General features: G+C 59.9%; 15 protein-coding genes and 1 tRNA gene. 8 read left to right on the forward strand and 8 right to left on the reverse strand.

The features are described 5' to 3' along the window. The first annotated feature begins 148 nt into the window (after positions 1-148). Positions 149-224, forward strand: a tRNA-Lys gene (locus CFBP4996_RS06540). 176 nt (positions 225-400) lie between these two features. Here the strand turns inward: CFBP4996_RS06540 and CFBP4996_RS06545 are convergent. After that, entirely contained in the window at positions 401-898 is a 498-nt protein-coding gene (locus tag CFBP4996_RS06545) for a cell envelope integrity protein TolA (protein ID WP_233283533.1), read from the reverse strand. A 444-nt stretch (positions 899-1,342) separates the two neighbouring features. Here CFBP4996_RS06545 and CFBP4996_RS06550 point away from each other — a divergent pair, with 444 nt between their 5' ends. The 3 genes from CFBP4996_RS06550 to CFBP4996_RS06560 all read left to right on the forward strand — a co-directional run bounded on the left by CFBP4996_RS06550 (position 1,343) and on the right by CFBP4996_RS06560 (position 2,498). After that, positions 1,343-1,594: a hypothetical protein gene (locus tag CFBP4996_RS06550; protein ID WP_080851890.1), complete on the forward strand. Its 252-nt coding sequence runs from the start codon at positions 1,343-1,345 to the stop codon at positions 1,592-1,594. Between the two features lie 201 nt (positions 1,595-1,795). Next, positions 1,796-2,026 carry a hypothetical protein gene (locus CFBP4996_RS06555; protein ID WP_003524760.1) on the forward strand — a complete coding sequence of 77 codons (231 nt, stop codon included), beginning with the start codon at positions 1,796-1,798 and terminating at the stop codon, positions 2,024-2,026. Between the two features lie 283 nt (positions 2,027-2,309). Further along, positions 2,310-2,498, forward strand: a complete 189-nt coding sequence (locus CFBP4996_RS06560) for a hypothetical protein (RefSeq protein WP_003524758.1) — start codon at positions 2,310-2,312, stop codon at positions 2,496-2,498. Positions 2,499-2,734: 236 nt separating this feature from the next. Here the strand turns inward: CFBP4996_RS06560 and CFBP4996_RS06565 are convergent, their stop codons facing one another. Then, positions 2,735-2,983 carry a hypothetical protein gene (locus CFBP4996_RS06565; protein ID WP_080851887.1) on the reverse strand — a complete coding sequence of 83 codons (249 nt, stop codon included), beginning with the start codon at positions 2,981-2,983 and terminating at the stop codon, positions 2,735-2,737. A gap of 676 nt (positions 2,984-3,659) precedes the next feature. Here CFBP4996_RS06565 and CFBP4996_RS06570 point away from each other — a divergent pair. Further along, positions 3,660-4,097, forward strand: coding sequence for a PACE efflux transporter (locus CFBP4996_RS06570; protein WP_080851886.1), 438 nt, complete (start codon positions 3,660-3,662; stop codon positions 4,095-4,097). A gap of 21 nt (positions 4,098-4,118) precedes the next feature. On the opposite strand, the gene CFBP4996_RS06575 is transcribed toward CFBP4996_RS06570, so the two are convergent. The 5 genes from CFBP4996_RS06575 to CFBP4996_RS06595 form a co-directional block, all read right to left on the reverse strand. After that, the gene (locus tag CFBP4996_RS06575) at positions 4,119-5,108 is read right to left on the reverse strand and encodes an alpha/beta hydrolase family protein (RefSeq protein ID WP_233283534.1); all 990 of its coding nucleotides are present in this window, start codon (positions 5,106-5,108) and stop codon (positions 4,119-4,121) included. Positions 5,109-5,196: 88 nt separating this feature from the next. Next, positions 5,197-5,802, reverse strand: a complete 606-nt coding sequence (locus CFBP4996_RS06580; RefSeq protein WP_080851881.1) for an ABC-type transport auxiliary lipoprotein family protein — start codon at positions 5,800-5,802, stop codon at positions 5,197-5,199. 15 nt (positions 5,803-5,817) lie between these two features. After that, positions 5,818-7,188, reverse strand: a complete 1,371-nt coding sequence (locus CFBP4996_RS06585; protein ID WP_020810470.1) for an MlaD family protein — start codon at positions 7,186-7,188, stop codon at positions 5,818-5,820. A gap of 8 nt (positions 7,189-7,196) precedes the next feature. After that, positions 7,197-8,033: an ABC transporter ATP-binding protein gene (locus tag CFBP4996_RS06590; protein ID WP_080851879.1), complete on the reverse strand. Its 837-nt coding sequence runs from the start codon at positions 8,031-8,033 to the stop codon at positions 7,197-7,199. A gap of 10 nt (positions 8,034-8,043) precedes the next feature. Beyond that, positions 8,044-9,204 (reverse strand): ABC transporter permease, encoded by a 1,161-nt coding sequence (locus CFBP4996_RS06595; protein WP_080851876.1) that lies wholly within the window; start codon positions 9,202-9,204, stop codon positions 8,044-8,046. 143 nt (positions 9,205-9,347) lie between these two features. Here CFBP4996_RS06595 and dgcA point away from each other — a divergent pair, with 143 nt between their 5' ends. Further along, the gene (dgcA, locus tag CFBP4996_RS06600) at positions 9,348-10,331 is read left to right on the forward strand and encodes an N-acetyl-D-Glu racemase DgcA (protein WP_080851874.1); all 984 of its coding nucleotides are present in this window, start codon (positions 9,348-9,350) and stop codon (positions 10,329-10,331) included. Positions 10,332-10,810: 479 nt separating this feature from the next. On the opposite strand, the gene CFBP4996_RS06605 is transcribed toward dgcA, so the two are convergent. Beyond that, the gene (locus tag CFBP4996_RS06605) at positions 10,811-11,650 is read right to left on the reverse strand and encodes a UDP-2,3-diacylglucosamine diphosphatase (RefSeq protein WP_059760137.1); all 840 of its coding nucleotides are present in this window, start codon (positions 11,648-11,650) and stop codon (positions 10,811-10,813) included. A gap of 227 nt (positions 11,651-11,877) precedes the next feature. Here CFBP4996_RS06605 and CFBP4996_RS06610 point away from each other — a divergent pair, with 227 nt between their 5' ends. Together CFBP4996_RS06610 and CFBP4996_RS06615 are read left to right on the forward strand one after the other, a co-directional pair. Continuing rightward, on the forward strand, positions 11,878-14,193 hold the full coding sequence (locus CFBP4996_RS06610; protein ID WP_020809546.1) for an NADP-dependent malic enzyme: 2,316 nt from the start codon (positions 11,878-11,880) through the stop codon (positions 14,191-14,193). Between the two features lie 136 nt (positions 14,194-14,329). After that, entirely contained in the window at positions 14,330-15,445 is a 1,116-nt protein-coding gene (locus CFBP4996_RS06615) for a DUF2865 domain-containing protein (protein ID WP_162935866.1), read from the forward strand. Positions 15,446-15,504 lie beyond the last annotated feature (59 nt).

Here is a 15,504-nt window from a genome sequence, read left to right on the forward strand (position 1 = left end):
GAAAAATCCGTAAAACCCCGGATTTCCAGACTTTTCCAGCGCGACTGAAATTTTTTCGTCACAAAAATCGAAGAAATTTCATTTCCGCGCTGGACAAGCCCAAACTTCCCCTTTATACGCCCCCTCACACCGCCACACGGTGCCGGTCGGGTGATTAGCTCAGTTGGTAGAGCAGCTGACTCTTAATCAGCGGGTCGTAGGTTCGAGCCCTACATCACCCACCAAATTCTTCCTGAAATGACAAGACGTTGCGATGCTAAATTGAAGCATCGCATAAGCGCGCTTGGCTTTCGCCAAACCGTTCTTTTTCGATAATGTTTCGATAGTGGTTGCGCATAGAGCCGCTCTCGTCACCTGCAACGCGCGGCAGCGCCAACGGTCGGGCCGGTGTCAAAAGCGCTTATAATTCCGTTTCCGGCGCCTTGATGTCTGCCCCGACAAAACGCGGCGCCAGCGGCCGCCCCGCGATACGGCTTCCAAATTGCTCGGTGAAAGGCACAGGTGCCGCCCGCTTGACCGCCTCGATGGCGGAATCGATGAAGGCCTTGCGCCTCGGGCTGTCTTCCTGTGGGCGCGCGGCGGTGACCACCACCTTGCCCCTTATCTGTCCGTCCTTGTGCAGAATGAACTGCAATGTCACGACAAGCCCCGCAGTGTCTTCCGGCGGCACCCAGCAGGCATAGATCGCATCGAACATTTCATCGATATTGCCGGCCGGCGTGGGATCGTTGCAGACCCGTGACTGGCCTGAAGCCTGTGTCGAAAAACCGGCGGACAACAGGACCAGCGCCGCGAGGCCTGACAGCCTGAACGCGCTGGCGAATGGAAACCAATGCGGGATCAAATCAATACCCTCTACCGAAGCCAGATCCGCCTGCATGGACAGACCGACCGTCACCGTTTCTTGAAATCAATTTCGTCAATAAGAATTAAGCGCAGCATTGCGGGGCTTCGCCCGCTCTTAAGTTTCACGATCGCAGCAAGCCTAAACATATCAATAAAAACCAAAAATAAAACAACTTTAAATTAAAATAAATTGCAGAATGAAGAAAATTATTACGATTTGCATCAAAATCATCAAGCAAATCCGAATTTAGAAACATAAAATACAGAGATATACAAATAAAAGACACCAAAAACACAGAGATATATAATGCCGTCAGCTCTCCGCGTGAGGTGAACCGCCGGTCTGGACATATACACCCCACGCCCTGGCAATCACGACCCTCCCCGTAAGAGCGCAGGCTCAACTGCGGCAACCGGCTTTCCATGTGGCCGCCGAAAAGATGATTATTGGCGTTGCGGCACCGCCCGTTTCCCCAAAGCTGTCTCAATCGTCCTTATGATCGGGACCATGAGATTGCTCATCAACATATTGCTTTTCATTCTCGGCGCGGTCGGGAGCGGGATATGTGCGTTTTTATTATCGGCAGCGCTTGCCGATTCCGGATTTCTCGGCTCCTGTTTTGAGGGAAATTGCGCTTATGCAGCGCTTTTCATGGTGCTGCCCGTCGCATGGTTCGTGCTTTTTGCGCTTTATGTGATGGCGCTGCTGATCTGGCGGCGAAAGCCTTTCCGGAACGGAAGGCTCTGAAAACGGAGATGGCGACGTCATCGCCGCCGCACACGCGTTGACAGCGATCAAGACTTGCCGCTAACGTCCGCCTGCTGGGGGATTCGCTGCCAGTGATATGCGGGCCTCATGAGCATACCCGATATCACCGGCCTCTGAATGTGCATGTTCCGATTTGCGTCTCGCGTATGTGGACATGACGGAAAACAGGGAGACCAAAGGATGCGGGCCGCAATCAATTCCCCGTCGCTTTCGATCGACACCATGGACTATCAGGCCGAGTGCCAGTTCGCACTGGAACCTTCCATTCACGGGCTGATCGAAAAAGCCGAACATGCCGGCTGGAACCGCCAGCAGGCCGCCCTTGCCATCGTCGCGCTCGCCAGCGAGCATCTCACCGATCTATTGTCCGCCGGCGGCGTTCCCGCGCCGGATCAACGCCCCCTCTCCTGATACCCTCCTCAAGCCGGGCGGATCAGCGCCGGCGTCATCGAAACATCATCGTAAAAATCAACACAGCAGGTCCGGAGTGTCCCTGTCGACACTGCCGGAACAGGTTCGTGCTGTGAAGGTCGACGTGTGGGCAAAGCCGATCCCGCGCGGCACGCCGACGCAGCCTGTCGCACCCCGATCCGTTCATCGCGCCGGGGCCAAAACACCTGCCGGCAACCCTGCCATAGTGTTGACACAAGCCACCGATAATGAGAACATAAAGTGAACATTATGGAGGTCAGCGATGAACACAGCAGACGCAGCCATAGAAAATGCCCTTTCCGTTGTCGCCCGCTCCCGCGATATGCGCGAACGCGCGCTCGAGCGGCGGCGCGAGCTACAACGGCGAACGGAAGTCATCATCACCCGACCGCTTTACGTGCTCAAAAAGAACGAAGGGCCGAAACAGCTGTCGCTGAAACTCGACAGCTAGAGCACGCCCGGTTTAAACGGAATCGGTGGACGTGCTCTACCTCTTTGTTTTTACGCATTTTCCGGACGTAAAACCGCTTCGCACTTTTACTGGAAATGCTCTAGTCGCCGATGCAAAGAACCGGCAAGAGCGGCGCTGTGAAAGCGACGGTTGCCCCGCCTTCCTCCTGAAAGCAAAATCCCGTGCGGATCACCTCACGCACGGGATTTTTAGAATGAAGAGGTTATTGTTCCTGTTTATTGCATGCGTTGCATTGCGGCTTCTGGTTCACCGGTCGTCGCAACCGTCGCAGGAAGGCGGTCGGTCTTTTTCAGGATGACGACTGGCTTTTCCACCGGATCTGTCGGCGGAACGATGCTTGCGGTTTTGAATTCACGGTCTACGGCAGGAACGGAAGCGTTGATCTGTTGATGACCTGCGCATTCCGCAAGCGCTGCACTGGCGGAAAAAACAAAGACAGCGGCGATAATGAGAACTGATTTCATGTCATTCTCCCTTCGCTCTGGTGGCGATCTCCAGTCTAGGTGGAGACGGGCCGGATTGAAAATCACACTTTAGAGACATCTAAAGTCATCATCATTTCAGCAGTCGTCGTCATCGATGTGCGGAGGCAGGCAACAGGCAAATGCCGTCGCCCCTATTTCTTCCGCACATCCAGCGGATTTCGGCAAAGCGGTCTGCGAAATATCATCGCCACATAACTTCCCTTAAGAGAAATGAGGCTTGGCGTGTAAGTAGAAACCTTCGCCGTGTTGGCGGCCTTTATCGTTCTCCCCTCAGAGGAATTCTGCATGGCACGCCTCCTTCCATAAGCGATAACGAAAATGCGCCGGTCTTGTTCCGCATCGCCCTCTCTTTGCTCCGAGAGAGGTCGAGGCGTCGATGCTTGTTTCTTCTCCCCGCCGGGGAGAAGGTGGCCCGAAGGGTCGGATGAGGGGGCTAGCGCAGAGATATGCGGAGAACGTGCCCCCTCATCCCGCTGCCGCGGACTTCTCCCCGGCGGGGAGAAGAAACAAGTGGCGCTCTCCCCGTGACATTGACTGCCTAAACGCCCGCGCTTGAAAAATTCGCCCAAAACCTCTATATGCCTCAGCGCGAGGACGACCTCGGCCACATCGGCGACAGCATGCGGGACGGCCCGGTCACATACCGGAGAATGAAATGCGTTCCCTGCAAGATCGTATCCGCCACGCCCTCAGCTTCGAAATCATCGGCCTCCTGCTCATCATTCCGCTCGGTGCGCTGCTGTTTGGCATGCCGATGGAAGATATCGGCATTGTCGGCATCGTCAGCGCCACGCTGGCGACGGTCTGGAACTATGTCTACAATCTTGGTTTCGACCACGCCATGCAGCGACTGAAAGGCACGACGCTGAAGACGCCCGCCCTTCGGGTCGCCCATGCCGTGCTGTTCGAACTCGGTCTGCTGATCGTGCTGATGCCCTTCATCGCCTGGTATCTGAATATCAGCCTTGCCCACGCGCTGGTGATGGATATCTCGTTTGCGCTGTTTTACGTGGTCTATGCTTTTGTCTTCAACTGGAGCTACGACCGGGTTTTCCCCCTGCCGGAATGGAAGTCGCAGCAGGACGCCGCCTGACCGGCGCGGAAAGGAAAAACGTCAGCGCAGCGACGCCTTGAAGAAGCTGACCACCTCGGCGTTGAAGCTGCGGTGAAACCCCGCCCGGTCGAAACCCGCCGCATCGCTGCAAATCTGGGGCACGGCCTTTTCCATCTCGGCGGGGCAAGGGGCGATAAAGGAAAAGTGCCCCGCCCCTTTTACCATCCGATAGTCCGGTTTCACCGGCAGATCGTTGCGCAGCCTTGCAACATCCTGCGGCGCGACACCATCGCCGCCGCGTTCCGAACTCCAGAGCTGGACGCGGATCGTGATATTCTTCAGGTCGCCCGCGCCGGGAAAGGCATTCAACGGGTCGGCGGCAACCACAGCCCTTATCCTCGCATCCTGACCGCCATGCTGCGGCAACGTCGTCTTCTGCCGCATCTGCGTGCAAATCGGCGCCTGCGGGTCGGGACAGGGCAGCCCGGCATTGGCAAAATCAGGCGTGCCGCCGGCAAGCACCAGCGCGGTATAACCGCCGCGCGAAAATCCGAAGACGCCGATCCGTCCGGCATCGATGGAACCGGCTTCGCTAAAACCTTCAAGCAGATGATCGAGCAACCGGGCAATATCCGCCGGATGGCCCGTCAGCGCGGAAAGCTCGCCCGCCTTCTTCATTTCAAGCGCATTGTCTCCGGGGTGATTGATCGCCGCGACAATGAAGCCGGCATCCGCCAGCGCCGCCGCCGTGTCCCGATGGCTGAAATAGGTGCCGCCAAAGCCATGGGAGATGACGATGAGCGGATATTTGCCATCAGGAACAGGGCAATCGCGCACGGCGGGCAAAAGGAAGGGACCGATCCTGACTTCTTCCGGTGCGGACGCGCAGGGCGACCACACCGCAGCCTTCATGGCAGCTTTGCCGTTCGCCGACGGAACGTCGATCAGCCGGAGACCGGCCGCCATGGCGGCGCCCGTTCCAGACAGGGCGGAAAACATAAGGCAAAGCAGCAGCAGAAATCGCATCACCAACTCACGGATCGGGCTCATGGATCGGAACCATCATGCATAGGCCGATCGGTGACCGGCGCTACGCGAACATAAAGCGGTTTCCTGTGACGACAATAACACCGAACGCTTAAAGCGATTTCAGCGTCCAGGCCACGATATCGCGCGTGGCGGCGGCAAAGGCCTGATCCAGCGCCTTCACGAAATTGGCGTTGCCGGAACCGCTGACGCGGGCGCTGGCGCGGAACACGTCCTGCGCCTTCACCGTGCCGTTGCGGTCGTTCAAGAGCTTCACCGATATCTCGATATTGGCGATATTCTTCGCCGTATCGATTTCGAAGGCGCGAATATCGGTCACGACCTGATAGTCGATTGCCAGCCCCTGCCCCGGCCGTCCGACGCCGCCGAGCTTGCCGGTATCCTCGAAGGCTTCCACCAGCTTGGATTGCACCATGCGCGGCAGGCGGTCGCTCCATTGCGAATTGCCGAGATATTGCACCTCCGAGCCGGAAAGGCGCACCACGATATTTTCGCTGTCGAGTGCCTTCAGGGCGGTCGGATCGGCGATCAGCAATTGCCGGCTTTTCAGCGAAGGCCCCTGCGCCACCGCCGCCGAAGAGACGGAGAGATCGAAAGTATCGTTCTTCGGCGCACCCGCGCAGCCCGCCATCAAGGCGGCAAACAGCGGAGCCAGAATGAGGGCGCGGCGCTGACGGCCGTTCATCAATCGTGTCATTGGCCCATACCCCTCTTAACGCCTTGTTCTGCCATCATATTGTTTCACGGTTTCGCCGCCGAAAATCAACCGCTGCGGATCGCGGTCGATATTGGTGATGGCATTGTTGAGATTGTCGACCGTGACCCGCGTGCTGCCGATCAGCGCCTGGAAATCCTTCAGGCCCGAGCTGGAGAAACGCGTCAGATTGTCGGCAATCGGCCCGATGCGGGCGTTGAGATTATCCGCCACCGCCTTGAAGGAGGTCAGCGTTTCACGCGCCTTGGCAAACAGCGAATTGGCGTCATCGGTGCCGAGCATGCCGTCCACCTTGGCGAGAATGCCGTCGACGCGGCTGGAGGCGAGGTTCAGCTTGCGACCCATTTCGGTGAAGTCGGAAACCGCCTGGTCGATATCGGCACGGCGGGCGCCGACGTCATCGGCGATCCGCTTGAAGTTCGCCACGGCATCGCGCGCATCGGCGGTCGCAGAGGAAACGTCATCAACCACGGTGCCCACCTTGGCCGGATCGACGGAGGCGAGAAGCTCATCCGCGCGCTTCACCACGGTCTGCACTTCCGTGCTCGCCGCTTCGAAATTGCGCGCCGTGCTCTGCACCGTCTCCATGATGCCCTGAATATCGCTGGAAGCGGAAGCAACATCCTTCGTCACCTTGTCGACATTCGACAGGATGGAATCGATCTTGCCGGCATCCACCGCCTTCACCAGATCCTCGATGGCCGTCAGCGTGCCGTCGAGACGCACCGAAACCGACTGCACCGTTGTGGAAAGCGAGCTGAGGCTGGCGATGAAATTCTTGATGCCGTCGGAATTGGCCGCCAGCGCATCGGAGAATTTTTCGGCATTGCGCACCGTCTGCGTCAGAGGGCCACGCGCATCCTGCACGAAACCCTGCAATTCGCCGATGGCCCCATCGGCGCGTTTCAGGATTTTATCGGCGGTGGCGAGCAGGTTGGTGACGCTGGAAAGATCGGCCGTCAGCTCGGCCGGAACGCCGCTTTCAACGGCTTTCTGCAGAATGCGCTCGCCATCCTTGTTGCCGCCGGAAAGCTCGATATAGGCAGCGCCCGTCAGGCCCTGAATTTCAAGCACGGCGCGCGTCGACGGAAAAACCGGGGCATCGGCCTGCACTTCGGTAAAGGCGATGGAATAGGCCGGATCATCGCGGTCAATGGCAAGGCCGCGCACGGTGCCGACCGGAATACCGTTGAAGCGCACGGGAGAACCGACGGAAAGACCGTTCGCGGAGCCGGGAATACGCACGACAAGCTGGGCCGTCGGGCCGCCACGACCGAATTCCGCCATCCAGTAAACGAAGCCGAATGCGGCGGCGATCACGATCAGCGTGAAAATTCCGACTATGGTGTAGTTCGCCTTGGTTTCCATGCTTCTTGTTACTCCACCGGATTTTCGTGTCTGCCGTCCGGAAGAACGACAGAGCGCGCCCGTTTGCCGCGGAAATAGGACTGCACCCACGGGTCGTCGCAGGCGAACATGTCCTGCAATGTCCCTTCCACCAGCACCTTCTTCTGGCCCAGCACCGCAATGCGGTCACAGACGGAGAAGAGGCTGTCGAGGTCGTGCGTCACCATATAAACGGTCAGGCCGAGCGAATCGCGCAAGCGCGCAATCAGCATATCAAATTCCGCCGCCCCGATGGGATCGAGGCCGGACGTCGGCTCATCGAGGAAGACGAGGTCGGGATCAAGCGACAGCGCCCGGGCAAGGGCTGCGCGCTTGATCATGCCGCCGGAAAGCTCGGAAGGATACTTGTCGCCCGCATCGGGCTTCAGCCCCACCATCTCGATCTTCAGATAGGCAAGCTCGTCCATCAGCTTTTTCGGCAGGTCGAGATATTCGCGCATCGGCAGCTGGATGTTTTCCTTCACCGTCAGGCCGGAAAACAGCGCCCCCTGCTGGAACAGCACGCCAAGCCGCTGGTCGAGCATCATGCGGTCGTCTTCGCTCGCCTTGTCGTAATCGGTGCCAAGAATACGGATCGCACCCGCCTGCCGCGGCAGGAGCCGCAAGATCGCGCGCATCAACACGGATTTGCCCGCACCGGAGGGGCCGATGAAGCCGAGGATTTCACCGCGATAGACATCGAGGTCGAGATTTTCGAGCACATTGCGGCCATTGAAACCGACGGTCACGCCCTCGACGGAAAGCACCACCTCGCGCCCGTCTTTCCCGGTTCTGCTCTCCTGCGGTTTCTGGTCCAGTTTCTCCAACGCGCCCTCCCTAAAAATCGATGGCTGCGTAGAAGATGGCGAAAAGACCATCCACCAGAATGACGACGAAGATCGACTTCACCACCGAGGAGGTGACGTGCTGGCCGAGCGATTCGGCCGAACCGCCCACTTTCATGCCTTCAACGGCCGCGACGATGCCGATGATGAGCGCCATGAACGGCGCCTTGATCATGCCGGCGGCAATGGTCGATTCCTCGACAGCGCCATGCAGGCGCGACAGGAACACCTCAAACGTAATGCCGGAATAAAGCAATGCCACGATGGCCGCGCCGAAAAGCGCTGCGAAATTGGCAAGAATGGTCAAAAGCGGCAGCGCGATGGTGAGCGCCACCAGCCGCGGAAACACCAGCACACCCACGGGGTTGAGGCCGATCACCTTCAGCGCGTCGATTTCCTCGCGCATCTTCATCGAGCCGATTTCCGCCGTGATCGCGCTGCCGGAACGGCCGGCGATCATGATCGCGGTCAGAAGCACACCGATTTCGCGCAATTGCAGAATGCCGACGAGATCGACAACGAAGACTTCCGCACCGAAATAACGGAGCTGGAACGCGCCCTGCTGGGCGATGATCGCACCGATCAGGAACGACATCAGCATGATGATCGGCACGGCGCGCACGCCCATATGGTCGATCTGGTTGACGATCGCCGCCGGCGAGACGCCGCGCCCGCGCCCGAGCTTCATCTGCGCGCCGCGCACGGCCGAGCCGAGAATATACATGCCCGCCAGGAAATCCGCGCCGTTCTGGATGACGGCCTTGCCGATGGGCGCAAAAATACGCTCGACGAGCCCTACCTTCGCAGCGGCTTCGCCCTCCATCTCCACCTTTTCGGGCAACTGGCCGATGACCTCTTCGATACGGTCATTGCCCGTCACGGTGACGGTGGCGCCATTTGCCTCGAGGTCCTTGCGCAGGCGCTGGATGATCCATGCGCCCGTCGTATCGATGGCCTCGACGGAAGAAAGATCGATTTCCACCGGACCGGCGGATTTGCTCTTTTCGATCTTTTCAAGACTGGGGAAAACACCCGCGAGATTGCTGTTGCGCCAGGAACCGCTCATGACAAAACGCAAGCCGCCGCCGGAGACGTTATCGTCTTCGGTGATTGCGGCCGGGTTCGCCTGTTGCCGTGTGTCCTGTTCTTGCATAATGCTCCGAGCGAGTGCAGCCGTCACGAGATTCTTAAAGGTTTCATAACGTTTTGCCCCCCGGCAAGCCACAGTGACGGCCGACAATTCGTGATAAATTTGGCGTCATGTGTCTTTTGCCGCCCAATCGGAAGTGAAAAAACATGCCCCGTTACCTTCAAGCCACAACGGAACGTTTTCCCGTCGCCGGCAGCTTCACCATTTCACGCGGCACCCGCACACATGCGGATGTCGTAACGTGCACCATCCGCGATGGTTCCTTTACCGGCATTGGCGAATGTGTGCCCTATCCGCGTTATGGCGAAAGTATCGACGGCGTCATCGCCGATATCGAGGCGATGGCGGAACAGATCGCTAGCGGCGTGACACGGCAGGAACTACAGCAGGCGATGCAACCCGGCGCCGCCCGCAATGCGGTCGATTGCGCGCTGTGGGACCTCGAAGCCAAGATCACCGGCAAAACCGTTGCCGAGCGCATCCTTGGACAGGCGGCAAAGCCGCTCGTCACCGCCTACACCATCTCGCTTGCAGACCCCGAGACCATGGCCGCGAAAACGGCGGAAAACGCAGGCCGCCCGCTGCTGAAGATCAAGACCGGTACGGCGGATGACGAAGCGCGTCTAAGGGCCGTGCGCGCCGCCGCACCTGAAGCGCGCATCATCATCGACGCCAATGAGGGCTGGAACGATTATAATATCGAATATTATCTGCGGCTTGCGGCAGAGCTGAAGATATCGCTGATCGAGCAGCCGCTACCCGCCGGCAAGGATGACATCCTCGCCCGCATCGACCATCCGGTGCTGATCTGCGCCGATGAAAGCGTGCATTCCACGAAGGACCTCGCCGGCCTGCGCGACCGTTACGATGCGATCAACATCAAGCTCGACAAGACCGGCGGCCTGACCGAAGCGCTCGTCATGAAGGCGGAAGCGGAACGGCTAGGCTTCACCATCATGGTCGGCTGCATGCTCGGCACCTCGCTCGGCATGGCCCCTGCCGTGCTGGCGGCGCAGGGCACGGCCTTTGCCGATCTGGACGGGCCGCTGCTGCTGGCCGAGGATCGTGAGCCCGGTCTGGTTTATGAGGGTTCGCTGGTTTATCCGGCGCGGCCGGAACTGTGGGGGTAAGCCCCAACAAACATGCACGCAACCTCGCCGCTGGTTTCTTCTCCCCGCCGGGGAGAAGGTGGCCCGAAGGTCGGATGAGGGGGCAACGCTAGCGGTATACGGAGAGCTCGCCCCCTCATCCCGCTGCCGCGGACTTCTCCCCGACGGGGAGAAGAAACAAGCGGCATCCGCTTGCTCCATATGAGCTAGTCGAGGCTCGTCTATGAAGAACGCAGTCCTAACGAGATTTTGAGGATAACGATTGACGTTCGAGTTTCGCGCGAATGCACCGCGCCGACCGTCAAAGTGGCTCTTGCAACATCGCATGAAGACGACCATCAGCTTTGCCGCACACTTGACGTCATCCTCGGGCTTGTCCCGAGGATCTATTCACGTCGCGTGAAATCGATCTGCTGCAGATCCTCGGGACAAGCCCGAGGATGACGCCAGAGAGTGAGACCACGCTTAGGGATCGCCGCCGCCATCAAGCAGCGCCCAATTCAGGCCGCGTGCTTCCCGATCAGCCCCGGAATATCCACCGGCTCCATCTCGTCCGATGCCTGTTCGGCGGTAACGTCGCTCGTCTGCATCCAGGTGATCAGCTCGAAGCTGCCATCGGCGTTTTCGGCAATCGCCGTGCAGCTTTCCACCCAGTCGCCGGTATTGATGTAGCGGATGCCGTCCATGTCTTCCATCACCGCATGGTGAATGTGGCCACAGATGACGCCATCGACATTGTTGCGGCGCGCTTCTTCGGCCACCACGCGCTGGAATTCGCCGATGAAGTTGACCGCGTGCTTGACCTGCAGCTTGGCCCAGGCCGAAAACGACCAGTAAGGCAGGCCGATGCGGCGGCGCACGGCAGCAATGGCGATGTTGAGCGCAATCGCCGCATCATAGGCCCAGTCGCCGAGATAGGCGAGCAGGCGGGCGTTGCGCACCACCACGTCGAACTCGTCGCCATGGATGATGAGGTACTTCTTGCCGTCGGCGGCCTCATGGATCATGCGCTCGGCCACTTCGATGCCGCCGAAATGCATGCCCGGAAATTCCCGCAGGAATTCATCGTGATTGCCGGGAATATAGACGATGCGCGTTCCCTTGCGGGCCTTGCGCAGAAGCTTCTGCACCACGTCGTTGCAGCCCTGCGGCCAGTACCAGCTGCGGCGCAGGCGCCAGCCGTCGACGATGTCGCCGACGAGAATGATCGTCTCGGCCTCGTGATATTTCAGGAAGTCGAGCAGATAATCCGTCTTGGCCGCCTTGGAGCCAAGATGAACATCCGAAATGAAAAGCGTTCTGAACTGTCTGGTTTCGATTTGACCGGCCACGGATTTCATCCCCCTGTTCGGTTGCGTCCCTGCGGCTTTCTTACCTCTCAGAACCAGACTCGTGTTTCAGCAACATGACAGACGCCGGTTTTTATAGGGAATATGACGAAAGCCTTCACGAAAACGCGAATAAGCCATGGCCGCATTTGCATAAGGTGCGGTCAAATAACGGCTGTACCACGGGGAAGTTTGTTGTATTCAGGGGTCCGGAATTGAACCAGACATGACGGTGGAAAATGACCTCTCACGATAAGAACAACACGCCCGCCAACACGGCAAAGGCCGACATCGAGGAACAGGCGCTCTTTTTCCACCGCTATCCGCGCCCCGGCAAGCTGGAAATCCAGGCTACCAAGCCGCTCGGCAACCAGCGCGATCTGGCGCTGGCCTATTCGCCGGGTGTTGCCGCCCCCTGCCTCGCGATCCACGAAAATCCGGAAACGGCGGCGGAATATACCGCCCGCGCCAACCTCGTCGCCGTCATTTCCAACGGCACGGCGGTGCTTGGCCTCGGCAATATCGGCCCGCTCGCTTCCAAGCCGGTGATGGAAGGTAAGGCCGTCCTCTTCAAGAAATTCGCCGGCATCGACGTTTTCGATATCGAAATCGATGCGCCCGGCATCAACGACATGGTCTCCACCATCGCAGCGCTGGAACCCACCTTCGGCGGCATCAACCTTGAGGACATCAAGGCGCCGGAATGTTTCGAGGTGGAACGCCAGCTGCGCGAAAAGATGAACATCCCGGTCTTCCACGATGACCAGCACGGCACCGCGATCATCGTCGCCGCCGCCGTCACCAATGCGCTGGAACTCGCCGGAAAATCGCTCTCGAGCGTCAAGATCGTCGCCTCCGGCGCTGGCGCGGCAGCCCTTGCCTGCCTCAACCTACTCGTCGCCATGGGCGCGAAAAAGGAAAACATCTGGGTCCACGACATTGAAGGCCTCGTTTACGATGGCCGCAACACGCTGATGGACGAGTGGAAGGAAGTTTACGCCCAGAAGACCGACAAGCGCGTTCTGGCCGAAACCATCGACGGTGCGGATGTCTTCCTCGGCCTTTCCGCCGCCGGCGTGCTGAAGCCGGAACTGCTGGAGCGCATGGCGGAAAACCCGCTGATCCTCGCGCTTGCCAACCCCAATCCGGAAATCATGCCGGAGGCGGCGCGTGCGGCCCGACCGGATGCGATGATCTGCACCGGCCGTTCGGACTTCCCGAACCAGGTCAACAACGTTCTCTGCTTCCCTTATATCTTCCGCGGCGCGCTCGATTGCGGCGCAACCACGATCAACGAGGAAATGAAGATGGCCGCCGTGCAGGCCATCGCCGAACTCGCGCGGGAGGAAGTCTCCGAAGTGGCAGCAAAGGCCTATAGCGGCGAAACGCCGGTCTTCGGCCCGAACTACCTTATCCCCTCGCCTTTCGATCCGCGCCTCATCCTGCGCATTGCGCCAGCCGTTGCCCGCGCTGCGGCCGCAAGCGGCGTCGCCGCCCGGCCGATCACCGATTTCGAAGCCTATCTCGACCAGCTGAACCGTTTCGTCTGGCGTTCGGGCTTCATCATGAAGCCGGTCTTCAATGCCGCAAAAGCCGCCGAAAAGAAGCGCATCATCTTTGCCGAAGGCGAAGACGAGCGCGTGCTGCGCGCCGCCCAGGTTCTGCTGGAAGAAGGCACCGGCATCCCGATCCTCATCGGCCGTCCGCAGATCATCGAAACACGCCTGAAGCGCTTCGGCCTGCGCATCCGCCCGCATACGGATTTCGCCGTGGTCAACCCGGAAGACGATCCGCGCTACCGCGACTATGTCGATGACTATTTCGCCCTTGTCGGCCGCGTCGGCATCAACCCGGAAGCAGCCCGCACCATCGTGCGCACCAACACCACCGTCATCGGCGCGCTGTCGGTGAAGCGCGGCGAAGCGGATGCGCTGATCTGCGGTCTCGAAGGCCGTTACGACCGCCACCTGCGCGACGTCAACCAGATCATCGGCAAGCAGGAGGGCGTGCGTTCCTTCGCCGGCCTCAGCCTGCTCATCACCCAGCAGGGCGCGCTGTTCCTCACCGATACTTTCGTGAATTACGACCCGACCTCCGAGGAAGTGGCGGAAATGGCCATTCTCGCGGCCAAGGAAATCCGCCGCTTCGGCATCACGCCGAAGATCGCCCTCGCCAGCCATTCCAATTTCGGCTCGCGCGATTCCGAAAGCGCCCGCAAGATGCGCCGCGCCCTGAAGATCGTGCAGGAAGCCGCACCGGAACTGGAAGTGGATGGCGAAATGCAGGGCGGCTCGGCCCTTTCGGAAGCGCTGCGCAAGCGCGCCATGCCGAACAGCGTGCTGACGGGCGAAGCGAACCTTCTGGTCTTCCCGAACCTCGATGCCGCCAACATCACCCTCGGTGTCACCCGCACCCTGACGGAAGGCCTGCATGTCGGCCCGATCCTGCTCGGCACGGCCCTGCCCGCCCATATCCTGTCGCCCAGCGTCACCTCGCGCGGCGTGGTCAACATGGCGGCCTTCGCCGTGGTGCAGGCATCGCACCCTTCGGTGTGATAGAGGCCGCATTAACGCAATTTTGAACAGGCTGTTGCCGCCTTGCGGCAACAGCTTATGTTATCTTCCCGAAACACGGATTTCGTGAAGTATAACGCCCCTGCCACCGGCCGGGGACATCGAACGGATCGAACAATTGACCCGCCGCAGCCGCATCATCGGCCTCCTGCTTCCCCTTGTTTTCATCGCCCCGGCCGCCGCTTTCGCGGATGAGGTCTGCGATACGCTTTATGCGCAATTGCGCGAGCCGCCCCGCGTCATCGGCAACACGGCCGAGGTGCGGCGTTACGCCAATGCGCTCGCCCGCCAGAACATCGTCATCCGCAAGATCAGGAACGACCTGCGCGGCTATGGCTGCTCATCCGGCAGCGTCATCGTCTACGGCAATCCCAATGCCGGCGTCTGCGCCGAAATCGGCGATGCGCTGGCGGAAGCGGAAAGCGAGCGCGACGCCATCATCCGTGACCGCGACGACGCCATGGCGGCCGCGCGTAGCGACGACGCCGACATCAGGCGTCAGCGCATTCTCGCCGCCCTCGATGCCAATGGCTGCAACACCGTGCCGCAGACGGAAACGCAATTGCCGCCGCCTCCGGATGTGACGCGTTATCCCGACGCCTTTCGGCAGAACGGCCCGCAGAACGGCGACGCGCCGGGACAGGCGAGGCTTTCGCCCTACCCCAACGCCGCCGCCGAGGGCGGGCTGCGGACGCTGTGCGTGCGTACCTGCGACGGCTCGTTTTTCCCCATCGCTTCCAATGCCTCGCCGCTCGATTTCCGCGCCCAGGCGGAGCAGTGCGAAAAGATGTGTCCGGGCACCGAGACGGAGCTTTATTTCCACTCCATGACGGATCAGGAAACCGCCGATATGGTGTCTGCAGAAACAGGCAAACCCTACAGGGACCTGCCAACCGCCTTCGCTTACAGGAACGCCACGGCAAAAGCGCCGGGCTGCGCCTGCAACATGGCCGCCTATCACAATGAAATGCAAAAGCAGGAAGAGGCCGCCCGGCCGCAGCCCGAAAAACCCTATTCCGGCATCACCATCATTCCATCACCGCGAGGTGACAAGGCTGAGAAACCCGCCGAACAGCAACAGGCCGCCAAGCCGCCGGAACAGCCCGTTCCCGAACGCGACTATGACCCGAACGATAGCCGCGTCCGCGTCATCGGCCCGAAGTTCTTACCCGACCAGACGGGCCGGATCGACCTGAAGAACCCGGCACTGAAGGGTATACAGCCGCAGCAGTGAAATCTCTTCCGCGCTCGTAGTGGGGCGAGCGCGCGCGCCTTGCTTCTTCTCCCCAAGGG

This window comes from Agrobacterium leguminum (assembly GCF_005144435.2).
In the GTDB taxonomy this organism is placed as follows: domain Bacteria; phylum Pseudomonadota; class Alphaproteobacteria; order Rhizobiales; family Rhizobiaceae; genus Agrobacterium; species Agrobacterium leguminum.